Source organism: Mesorhizobium sp. M3A.F.Ca.ET.175.01.1.1 (genome assembly GCF_004791945.1).
Classification (GTDB): domain Bacteria; phylum Pseudomonadota; class Alphaproteobacteria; order Rhizobiales; family Rhizobiaceae; genus Mesorhizobium.
In genome coordinates this window covers 1-8,046 of record NZ_SRTP01000032.1, presented here as the reverse complement: position 1 = coordinate 8,046, position 8,046 = coordinate 1, and the positions used below count along the sequence as shown (strand labels likewise).

Here is an 8,046-nt window from a genome sequence, read left to right as displayed (position 1 = left end):
TCGGGCAGCGCGCCAAAATAGCTCTCAAGGCTGGAAATGGCAGTCTCTCCTTCGTTCGACTGCCTGCCCAAAGAATCCCTTCTCAGGCCAACTTCAAGTCCCAAAAAGCCATATGCGATTCCCCTGCCCTCGAGGGGGGAGATTTCAAGCCGCGGTCGAAGAAAAAATCAGCGCGCCCCCTGCTTCTTGGCGTATTGGGCGACGGCGCAGAGGAAGGCGAGCGCTGCGGTATCGCAAGCAACGCGGGACGGACCTTTCGCGAACAGGACCGCATCCGCGACGGGAACCGTCAGGCCATGCTTTCTGGCAAATGAAGTGACTTCATAAGGCTGGTCGTCGGCTTGCTCGCCGATGTTGATTTGATGGTCCATCAACCGAATTCCTCCCTGGTAGGCGACTTTTGCCCTCCTGCACCCGAAACGGATTAAACTACCCGCGCCGGACGCGAGTCCAGCAATTGGCAATTGTGTGAAACGATGCATTTTTTCGGTGAAACGATGTATTTTTCGAGGCGCGCCCGAGGGTTGTAGCGGCACGATCCGCAAGCTCCGCGGGGGATGGCAACCGCCTTCGCCGCGATCCTTCGCGTCCCCCTCTGTCCTGCCGGACAGCTCCCCCACAGGTGGGGGGATCAGAGTCCCGGCCGCTTTCGCCAATCGCCAACGTGCTGAAGGGCCACCCTGCCTGTCTTCCCCCTCGTGGGGAGATGTCCGGCAGGAAAGACGGGAACGCTGTCCCGCAGGCGTTCGGCCCGATTTGTCCTCACGAACCGGCTGCTCACTCCCACGCATCGCTTGACTTGGCGAACCCCACGCCGGCAGCCGTCATGGCCAGTTCGCACTCGCTGATCAGCCTGAGGTTTCTAAGGTAGCGCGCGACGGTCTCGGGCAGCCAGGCTGCGCAGGCCTCGACATAGGCGCGGCCATGCACCAGCGTGCCGGTCGACAGCCGCTCATCCTTGTCGGCGATCACCTTCAGATATTGCCGGATGAAGCGGATGTCGTCGGCGATGTCCTGGCTGGCCATGCGCCAGGCGCTGGCCAGCCGCTCGCGCTCGGCGAGCGGCATTGGCGAAAGGAGAGGGCGGGAAAGATCGGCGAAAGCAGCATGGTTGGCGGTGTTCAAGATTGTCCCCTGGAGAAGAGGAATATCGTACTTTATGTACGAATAGCGGTCAAGCGAGTTTCGTACAGTTTGAACGATGATGTCGCTATAAGAAAACTGCAGAAATCTTGTTACGCCCCATTCTCTTCTTGGCGGAGAAGCTGTCGCCGGCCGTCCTACAACGCTGCCGATTGGCGAAAGCGCCGCCGACAGCCAATCTCCGCATCTGTGGAGGACTTGTCAGCGAGGCGGACGCAAATGACGAACGTCCGGAGCGCCAGCGAAGGGCTGGGCCGCGTAGGAACGCCACCTCTCAGCCCGTCGGCAAAAATCCGGATCAGCTGCCCGCCTTGTTGCGGCTGAACAGCCGCCTCAGCCAGACCAGCGGCAGGAGCAGGACGAAGGCGCCCTTCTTCAGCACCACTAGCAGCAGGGCGATGAGGCCGGCGCCGGCGGCCTTGCCGTATTTGACGCCGAGCATCGTCGCCAGAACGCCCAGCGCGCCATAACCGGCGACTTTGTCGCCGCTGGCAAATTCGGTGTAGGAGGTGCCGAGCCGCGGCTTGTAGGCGGTGGTCGACGCCTCGACGATCTTCTGCACGGATCCGGCCGCGATGTTGCCGTCCACCGGCACGATCTTCATCGGGATATAGCCCTGCCGGTCGAAAATCGAGACCGAGATGTTGATCGTCCTGTCGCGGGCCCAGTTGAGGACATTGGCGTAGTAGAGAATGTTCCGAGCCCTGTCGATCTGCGGATAGACGAGCCAGCCCTCGAAGCGGATGTCCTGGCCGACCCGCTCCGACTGCGCCTTCACCGAAGCCTTGAAGCTCTCCTCGATCGAGCTGATCTCGTCGTTGCGGTCGGCGCCGTCCCAGTCAGCCAGGCTCACATAGCCGTCAGAGACCGGTTTTTCGACGGTCAAGTTGTCGATCTCCGGCGTGAAGCCGAAGATCAGCTGGTCGATCGTGCCGCACTCCGCCCGGTCCCAGCCGAACTCCTTCACCACCAGATTGCAGCGGTCCTCCGGCTTGAGGTAGATGGCGCCGCCGCCAGCCGGAGTGATTGTGCCTCTGGCGGCGCTCAGAGGCTGGGTAAAATTTTGCGGATGATAGTCGGTGTCGTTGGCATGCACGATGGCCGGCTCCGCAAGGAAGCAGGCATGCGCCACCAGAATAAAAATCAAATTTTCCCTGACTGATTTGTTCATGAACCCCCCTCCCGATAACGGGACCCCAACCTCACGCGTCCGTTATCTAAGGGGATTTCGCAGCCAAGTACAAGTCCTCGAAGTTCTTTTTTTGTTCTTCGTTAAAACTATGGAACTGTTGCGGCGCCATCCAGCAGGCCGCGGTTCGCCGCCGGCCCTTTGAGGTTCCCGTTTCGAAGGCCGGCCCCAAGCGCAGCCGCGGTTGCCCAACGCTGCCGACGAACCTACCTCGCCCCGAGACTCAGCGCCTTCTTGCGGTCGGCCGCGGCGCGCTTGTGGGTGCCCTTGGCCTCCCGGGCCTCGCTTCGCGCTCTGTAGAGACCGGCAAACCTGGGATCGAGCTTGATGGCCTTGCTGAGATCCGCAATGGCTCCATCATAATCCGCTGTGGTAGTTCGGATCTCCCCTCTGCCAAAGTAGCCATGGACGTTGTGGGGTCGAGGCTGAGCGCCTTTCGAAGTCGCTATAAACCGCTGGCACCGTCGTGCTGGCCCGTACGATCGGCATAGACCTTCGCCTCAGTGGGGGCGAGATTGGCGCTCACATGTCGATCATCGACCGTTTCACCCGCCCGATGATGGTGATCGCGCCCTCCAGTTCCGGCGGCGGAATGTCGAGATAGGACGCCGGCTGGAAGGGTGGGGTGTCGTTCGGGCGGTAACGCTTGTAGGTGGCCCGCCCTGTCTCGTCGGCGATGACGTAGCAGCCATTGGTCACCAGCCGCTTGTCGCGCAGATTGACGAAGATGATCGAATCCGGCGGCGAGATCTTGTTCATCGACGGCCCGTCGACGCGCAGCGCGATCCACTCGCCTTCCTCGAGGTCGGCGGTGGGGATGGTCGGATAGTCGGAGAGGTTGACCACGCCCTCCTGGCTGCCGAGCTCGCCGGCGCTGATCCAGGACACGATCGGCACGTCGACGGTGAGCGGCGAGGGGGCAAGGTGCACCGGCGCCGCCTCGGTGCCGTCCACATTGAACAAGAGCCAGCCGGGGTCGACGCCGAACAGCCGGCCGTATTTCTCCGCCGCCTTGCGCGACAGCGGCCGGTTGCCGTTCTCGTGGCTGATAAGCGTGTTCTTGTTGATGTCGCGCAACGCGCGCGCCGCATCGCTGGGCGAGGCATAGCCCGCCTGGGCGCGCGCCTGCTGCAATCTGTGCCGAGAATCCATCATCGTACAAAATGCCTGAAAATTATCGTCCAAACTGTACGATTTCGCTTGCGTGCCATTCGTACATAACGTACGCTTAGCGCATGAATGAGCATCCCGCAAGCATTTCCGTATCGCCAACCAGCATTTCGCCACCGCCCCCGAGCGTCCCGGGTCTGCCCACCGGCGTTTCGGGGCTGCCCACGAGCATCTCGGAGCTTATCGACCGCTGGCAGAGCATCGGCGCCTTCGCCGCCGCTGTCGGCTGCGGCTACGAGGCCGCGCGCCAGATGCGCCGCCGTGGGCGCATCGCGCCGCAGCACTGGCCGCATGTGGTCGCCGCCAGCCGCAGGCTCGGCATTGCCGGCGTCAGCTACGAATGGCTTGCCGGGCATCGCCGCTCCTCGATGCAAGGGGAGGCGGCATGCATTTCGAACTCCAATCGTCCGGACTGTCCTCCTCCCCGGTCCGGGCGCATTCCGGGGCGTTCGCCCCGGATCCGGTCGAACCGCCCGCACCCCGGTTCACCGGAACGGCCGGAGCCGCTCCTCCCTCGGCTCCGGCCCCCAATTCGGGCACCGTCGGCGCTGCACCCCCAGCCCTCGACAAGGGGCAGGGGGACTGCGCTGCCGCGGTCAGCCTATGCGCCGGCCACCTGGCTGCAACGCTGCCGGATTTCGCTCCCGCTTGTGGGGAGGGGCTAGGGGCGGGGGTACCTCGCAGAGCGCCGTCCTTGCTCCCAGGTCGCGCCATCTCCTGCATCCGCACCGAGGACGGCACCGTCATCCTGTTCGACCGCATGACCGGTCGCGCGGTGTCGGGGCTGACGCGGGCCGCCGCCGAGGCGGCGCTGCTTCGATTGATTGGTGCGGCGCCCGCCGCCTGATCCGCCCCTTTTGTCCGACCTGAGATGCGGCCTCGCGGCCGAACCCTGGCGCTTGGCCGCAAAGCCAAGGCCTTCGCAAGACCAGCCCTTCGCAAATCAACGGAATGAGACATGCCCGCCGCCTACACTGAAAAGGAAATCGACGAGATCGCCGCCTGGCTTAAGGAGGGGCTTTCGGCCTCGCGCATTGCCGGCCGCTTCAGCGCCCTGCGCGGCAGCCCGGTCTCGCGCAACGCCATCATCGGCATCGTGCACCGCAATGCGGGCCTGCGGGCCATCGGCTTCTCCAACCCGAAGGGCGGCCGCGCGGGCGGCCGGCCGCGCAAGCACGCGCGCCCGGATCGGCCGGGCCGGCGGGGCAGGGTTGCAGCTGTAGGCATCACGCTGTCGGAACCGGCGGCACTTTCCAGGCTTGTCGAGTTGACAGAGGGCGCCGGCGCCGAAGCCGCCAATCTCCCCCCTATCCTCAAACTAGGAAGCGGGGGAGATGCCTGGCAAGGCGCTGTCCCGCCGACATATCCGTTTGTTGGACTGCTGCGAAAGCCGCCGACGCCACCATCCGCACCCCACCCAAAAAGCCCAAGTCCCGCAAACCCGCGCGCGCGCTGCCCCCAGCCTGGCTGTCCCCCGGCGAGCGCGAAAGATCCGAAGCCCAGCTCTACAAGCTGCCCGCGCCGCCGCCGCCGGTGGCGCCCGGCCGCCAGCCTCATGTCGCGGCGATGCGCTTTCTCGACTGCCTGTTCGGCCGCTGCCGCGCGCCGATCGACCTCGCGCTGCGCGAGGAGCCTGAGGACGACCCGCCCGGCGCCCGCCCAGGCCCCGACATGCTCTGCTGCGGCCTGCCGACCACCGCCACCCGCTCCTACTGCGTCCATCATCACGCCAGGTTCCACGGCCATCGCGGGAGGGGAATGTGAGAGGCGGGGCGCTAATCTCCCCCCTCGAGGGGGAGATGTCGCCGAAGGCGACAGAGGGGGTCGCCGCGCGTGAAGCGCCAGCCTCTTCTTGCGATGTCTCCAAAGCGCCGGAGCTCTACGCGGGACGACCCCCTCTGGCCTGCCCATCCTTCGCAGCAGCTTCGCTGCAGCTACGGAGGGTGAACCGGCCATCTCCCCCGCAAGGGGGGAGATTAGCCAGTCGCCACGGCCCCGCCTCTCATCAGGCCTGCCCATGAGCGGCACGATCTGGTCGAAATTCTTCTGGTCGGATTGGGAGTCCGATCCGAACCTGCGTCTCTGCTCGCTGGCGGCGCAAGGGCTGTGGATGCGCATGCTGTGCATTGCCGCCGCGCACGAGCCGGTCGGCTATGTCGCCATCGCCGGCAAGGGGCTGGACGAAGCGTCGCTCGCCCGCCTCGCCGGTTGTGGGACCGGGGAGCTTGGCGCGCTGCTCGGCGAGCTCGAGAGCAACCGCGTCTTCTCGCGCGACCGCCACGGCCGCATCTATTCCCGGCGCTTGATCGCGGATGCCCGCAAGGCGCGTGTCGCACGCCGCAACGGCCTCAAGGGCGGCAACCCAAGCCTTTCGAAGGAAAAGACGATTCCGCCGTCGGATAAGCGGCGGGCGCGGGCAGGGGATAAGCCGGAGGATAGGCCCCAGAGTCCACAAGCCAAGAGTCCACAAGACCAGAGTCCAACGGGAGAAAAAGCTCCCGCTTTTTCTTCCCGGGTCCCAGCTTCGCGGGACAGGACCGACAAAGCTCGTTCGGGACAAGCAACCGCGCCCGCACCAAAATGGCATCGCCGCAAAACCCATGTCGATGCCGCCAACGCAATCATCGAGGAGATCAATGACCGCAGCCGAATTGCAGCAGGCGGCGAAAGCGCTGGCCGCGATGTTCTCATGCTTCCCGCAATCCGCGCTCGCTGACGCCGACATGCAGCTGCGCGGCTATCTGGCGGCGGTGCAGGATGCCGAGTTTTGCGACGTCCAGGCCGCCATCCAGCGCTTCATCCGCGGCGAAGCGAAGGTGGTGAACGCCCAGTTCTGCCCCTCCAGCGCCCAGCTGTCGATCGAGGTGCGCGAGAGGCGGCTGATGCGCGAGCTGCTGGCGAAAAGGAAAGGGCAGTCACCTGTGAGACTGGTGAAAGCATAGGCGCCAGCCAATCTCGACATGTCGGCGCGAGGCACCCCCCTCTGCCCTGCCGGGCATCTCCCCCGCAAGGGGGGAGATCGGACATCGCCTCGGCTTTCGCAAATCGCCAGCGGTGCAGGAAAGGCGCCTGCGCCAAAGCTGCCAATCTCCCCCCTTGCGGGGGAGATGTCCGGCAGGACAGAGGGGGGGTGGCTCGCGCCAGCCTCTCCAATGACGACCCACCCCACCACAAAGGACCAGCCCATGCCCCGCAAATCCGCCAGGAAGCCCGCACCGCCGAAACTCCCCAAGGGCGAGGCCGAGCAGGTGCGCATCCGCCGCGAGGTCGGCCATGATTTCGCGCTCAAGACCGACGCCCACGGCCGCCAGCGCCTCACCCCCGGCACGGCCGAGGCGCGCCGCGTCTACGAGGTGTCGAACGGCGGCTACACCTCCACCGGCGGCATCGTGCGGCTGCGCAATGTCGATCCGCTCACCGGCATCACCTCGCTCACCCGCCAGCAGCGCGAGGCCGGCCAGCGCTTCCGCGACGATTTCGAGCGCACGGCGCGCGAGGGCCTGCAGCCGCAGTCCTGGAGTGAGCGCGTCGACGGCGGCCGGGTCGGCGGCGGCATCCCCGACCGCGTGCTCTCAGCCGGCCGCGCCCACGCCCACGCCGAGGCGGCGCTCGCCCATTGGGAAGTGGCGGAGGTGGTCCGAAAAATCTGCCTCGAGGGCCAGTCGGTGAAGGCCATCGCCGAACGCAGCGGCGAAGGACGCGACGTGGTGGTGAAGCTGCTGAAGGTCGGGCTGGATCTGCTGGCGGTGCACTATGGGATGATGGGGAGGCGGGCGGGGTGAGTGGCACAAAAAACTGTTTGGTTTAGAATACTTGGCACCCGCGATCTCGTTGGGCACGATGGCGTCCATGATCGCCAAGGAGACACCCGGATTGAAGATGAAGCCGCCGGTCGGCCACGACCAATTCGCTCCACTCGTGAGCGTCCAATGACCAAGCTCTGGGAACTGGAAAAGACCGTCGAAGTCGAGTTCACCGTCGAAACGGCGATCTACCGCTTTCGCCTCGAAGCGCAGAAGCCTGCCCACGAGCACGGCAGATACCGGATCCGGCTGTTCGAATACGATCTGTTCCGCATCAAGCCGACGCTTGGCGATTATCCCGAGGGCGGCGCCGACCACGAAATCCAGTTCGCCGCCAACCTGTCCATCGACCGCAAGGAATACAAGGCCGCCTCTGCCGACGAAGCATTGCAAATGGCCATCGACGACCTGCGCAAGCAGCTTTTCGTTTAGGATCGCAACCGAATTGCCGGCTTCGGTGCTGTCGCTTGATCGCACCGATTATCGTACATCATCAGGCACTTGGCGCCAGCCGGTGAATCAAGGTCTGAGCCGCGCGACTGCTTTGAAGTCTCAAATCGCAGACGCCTGGCGCTGCCCCTTATCCGCCTGCGGGCACCTTCTCCCCGTGAACGGCAGGGGAATCGCATATGGCTTTTTGGGACTTGAAGTTGGCCTGAGAAGGGATTCTTTGGGCAGGCAGTCGAACGAAGGAGAGACTGCCATTTCCAGCCTTGAGAGCTATTTTGGCGCGCTGCCCGA

The 8,046-nt window shown here is 64.8% G+C and carries 12 protein-coding genes; 8 read left to right on the top strand and 4 right to left on the bottom strand.

The window, feature by feature from the left end; genetic code table 11:
• On the top strand, positions 1-314 hold a 314-nt coding region (locus tag EN818_RS33325), incomplete at its 5' end, for a hypothetical protein (RefSeq protein WP_210236490.1).
• Between the two features lie 463 nt (positions 315-777).
• On the opposite strand, the gene EN818_RS30530 is transcribed toward EN818_RS33325, so the two are convergent.
• From EN818_RS30530 to EN818_RS30520, 3 genes are all read right to left on the bottom strand, one after another.
• Positions 778-1,125: a hypothetical protein gene (locus EN818_RS30530; RefSeq protein ID WP_129552831.1), complete on the bottom strand. Its 348-nt coding sequence runs from the start codon at positions 1,123-1,125 to the stop codon at positions 778-780.
• A gap of 316 nt (positions 1,126-1,441) precedes the next feature.
• Positions 1,442-2,314: a DUF2167 domain-containing protein gene (locus EN818_RS30525; RefSeq protein ID WP_095809593.1), complete on the bottom strand. Its 873-nt coding sequence runs from the start codon at positions 2,312-2,314 to the stop codon at positions 1,442-1,444.
• Between the two features lie 540 nt (positions 2,315-2,854).
• A complete protein-coding gene (locus EN818_RS30520) occupies positions 2,855-3,487 on the bottom strand; it encodes a S24 family peptidase (protein ID WP_095809592.1) in 633 nt (210 codons plus the stop codon).
• A gap of 709 nt (positions 3,488-4,196) precedes the next feature.
• Here EN818_RS30520 and EN818_RS33000 point away from each other — a divergent pair.
• Positions 4,197-4,349 carry a hypothetical protein gene (locus EN818_RS33000; protein WP_165349786.1) on the top strand — a complete coding sequence of 51 codons (153 nt, stop codon included), beginning with the start codon at positions 4,197-4,199 and terminating at the stop codon, positions 4,347-4,349.
• Positions 4,350-4,471: 122 nt separating this feature from the next.
• Here EN818_RS33000 and EN818_RS32995 read toward each other — a convergent pair whose 3' ends face one another.
• Positions 4,472-4,627, bottom strand: a complete 156-nt coding sequence (locus EN818_RS32995; protein WP_165349869.1) for a hypothetical protein — start codon at positions 4,625-4,627, stop codon at positions 4,472-4,474.
• Between the two features lie 441 nt (positions 4,628-5,068).
• Here EN818_RS32995 and EN818_RS32990 point away from each other — a divergent pair, with 441 nt between their 5' ends.
• From EN818_RS32990 to EN818_RS33320, 6 genes are all read left to right on the top strand, one after another.
• Positions 5,069-5,266: a hypothetical protein gene (locus EN818_RS32990; protein WP_165349868.1), complete on the top strand. Its 198-nt coding sequence runs from the start codon at positions 5,069-5,071 to the stop codon at positions 5,264-5,266.
• 346 nt (positions 5,267-5,612) lie between these two features.
• Positions 5,613-6,218 (top strand): hypothetical protein, encoded by a 606-nt coding sequence (locus EN818_RS30505; protein ID WP_145972138.1) that lies wholly within the window; start codon positions 5,613-5,615, stop codon positions 6,216-6,218.
• Positions 6,219-6,225: 7 nt separating this feature from the next.
• Positions 6,226-6,444: a hypothetical protein gene (locus tag EN818_RS30500; protein ID WP_095809590.1), complete on the top strand. Its 219-nt coding sequence runs from the start codon at positions 6,226-6,228 to the stop codon at positions 6,442-6,444.
• 243 nt (positions 6,445-6,687) lie between these two features.
• Positions 6,688-7,284, top strand: coding sequence for a DUF6456 domain-containing protein (locus EN818_RS30490; protein ID WP_095809596.1), 597 nt, complete (start codon positions 6,688-6,690; stop codon positions 7,282-7,284).
• 147 nt (positions 7,285-7,431) lie between these two features.
• Positions 7,432-7,737 carry a hypothetical protein gene (locus tag EN818_RS30485; protein ID WP_129552829.1) on the top strand — a complete coding sequence of 102 codons (306 nt, stop codon included), beginning with the start codon at positions 7,432-7,434 and terminating at the stop codon, positions 7,735-7,737.
• A 13-nt stretch (positions 7,738-7,750) separates the two neighbouring features.
• Positions 7,751-8,046: hypothetical protein (locus EN818_RS33320; RefSeq protein WP_210236489.1), on the top strand; the 296-nt coding region annotated here is incomplete at its 3' end.

Coding starts and splice junctions, on each gene's coding strand:
- EN818_RS30525 (WP_095809593.1), bottom strand. CDS start 2,314: ATGAACAAATCAGTCAGGGAAAATTTGATTTTTATTCTGGTGGCGCAT.
- EN818_RS32990 (WP_165349868.1), top strand. CDS start 5,069: ATGCGCTTTCTCGACTGCCTGTTCGGCCGCTGCCGCGCGCCGATCGAC.
- EN818_RS30520 (WP_095809592.1), bottom strand. CDS start 3,487: ATGATGGATTCTCGGCACAGATTGCAGCAGGCGCGCGCCCAGGCGGGC.
- EN818_RS30490 (WP_095809596.1), top strand. CDS start 6,688: ATGCCCCGCAAATCCGCCAGGAAGCCCGCACCGCCGAAACTCCCCAAG.
- EN818_RS30505 (WP_145972138.1), top strand. CDS start 5,613: ATGCGCATGCTGTGCATTGCCGCCGCGCACGAGCCGGTCGGCTATGTC.
- EN818_RS30485 (WP_129552829.1), top strand. CDS start 7,432: ATGACCAAGCTCTGGGAACTGGAAAAGACCGTCGAAGTCGAGTTCACC.
- EN818_RS30500 (WP_095809590.1), top strand. CDS start 6,226: ATGCAGCTGCGCGGCTATCTGGCGGCGGTGCAGGATGCCGAGTTTTGC.
- EN818_RS32995 (WP_165349869.1), bottom strand. CDS start 4,627: ATGGCCCGCAGGCCCGCATTGCGGTGCACGATGCCGATGATGGCGTTG.